Genomic DNA, 1,595 nt, shown 5'->3' with positions numbered 1-1,595 from the left:
TCGATTCCGCCCCGGGCCACCAAGAATCTCAATAGCCCACCTGTTGGGCTATTTTCTTTTAAGGCTTGGCAAGGCTGGACGCCATCGGTTAGGATATCCTCATCAAGAACCGTCCTTTAAAAGGACGAATCAATTAGACATCCCTGCGTTGGTCCTACGTCGATTTAAGCGACGCTTGTTCAGGGTCGGTGCTTGGGATGTCGTTTAAAACGACAAAATAAGAGTAAATTGGGTTTATGTTTAAAACGATTCTTGCTCTACCCCGTACCGTTTGGTTAATTGGATTTATTAGTTTAGTAAATGATTCTGCTAGTGAGATGATCTATCCATTGATGCCCTTGTACTTGACATCAGTCCTTATGGCAGGACCCAGAGCACTTGGCATTATTGAGGGTATTGCGGAAGCTTCATCTAGTATCTTCAAATTAGTTTCTGGCGTCATTGTTGATCGCACTAAGAAAGCAAAACCTTGGATTGTCTTAGGTTACACGCTTGCCGGAATTGGAAGGCCTTTGATCGCAATTGCTAATTCATGGGTTTGGGTTCTAGCCATTCGCTTTACTGATCGCATGGGTAAGGGTCTTCGAAGCTCTCCCCGTGATGCTCTGTTGGCTGAGAGTGTTAATGAAAATCAACGGGGAGTTACTTTTGGCTTACATCGCTCGATGGATAACGCAGGAGCAGTCATTGGCCCCTTATTAGCGGCTTTGTTTTTATCAATGGGTGTGCCGCTGAAAGATATTTTTCTTTGGGCAATAGTCCCAGCAGTGATCACCATCACTCTTGCCTTGTGTATCAAAGAGCCACAGCGAGAGACTGCTCCACGGGCGAGCAAATTTAGCTGGTCACTCAAGGGTATGCCTGATCAATTTAAAAGATATCTAGTAGTCGCAGGTATCTTTGCTTTGGCAAATTCATCGGACATGTTCTTATTGCTAAGAGCTAGAGAAGCAGGAGTTCCACAAGAGCAGATTCCATTATTATGGGCGGCAATCTCATTGATTGCAACCGTATTTGGAACCCCCTTATCGGCGCTATCAGATACCTTTGGCCGCAAACGATTTATCTTAATTGCTTGGATTGCCTTTGCCTTCTTTTATATGGCTATGGGTTTACCAGGTATTTCCACCTACCAAATCTTTGCGCTTTTTGGTGTGTATGGATTATTCAAGGCCGCTACCGAGGGTGTGGAGAAAGCATTGGTAGCCGATATGGCGCCCAAGGGTTTAGCGGGAACAGCATTTGGTTGGTTTAATTTAATAACAGGACTCATGCTATTTCCAGCCTCATTTATCTTTGGCTGGGTCTATGAATCCATCGCGCCACTTTATGCATTCCTGTTTTCAGGAGGCTGTGCATTAGTAGCTTTTATGCTGATGGCGTTTTGGGTCTATAGGAACGAGGAATCCTAGGCCCCGCATTCAATGGAGTTGAATCATGGAATGCCAACTGAGCACATAGATCATATGAAGTAAGTATTTGAAATGGATTAAACATCTATGGCCCTGGTCGATTCCGCCCCGGGCCACCAAACTCAAATGGTCCGTACCGGACACATGCTTTACGTCCGGTACCGATCACATGGTTTACACCTT

The 1,595-nt window shown here is 45.1% G+C and carries 1 protein-coding gene; it reads left to right on the top strand.

Annotated elements, in window-relative coordinates; genetic code table 11:
- Nucleotides 1–236: 236 nt before the first annotated feature.
- Complete coding sequence (locus ABWP14_RS11435; RefSeq protein WP_353203098.1) at nt 237–1,412, top strand: MFS transporter; 1,176 nt, start codon at nt 237–239, stop codon at nt 1,410–1,412.
- Nucleotides 1,413–1,595 lie beyond the last annotated feature (183 nt).

It is taken from the genome of Polynucleobacter sp. (genome assembly GCF_040400325.1).
In the GTDB taxonomy this organism is placed as follows: Bacteria; Pseudomonadota; Gammaproteobacteria; order Burkholderiales; family Burkholderiaceae; genus Polynucleobacter.
This window is presented reverse-complemented; position numbering and strand designations above follow the sequence as displayed.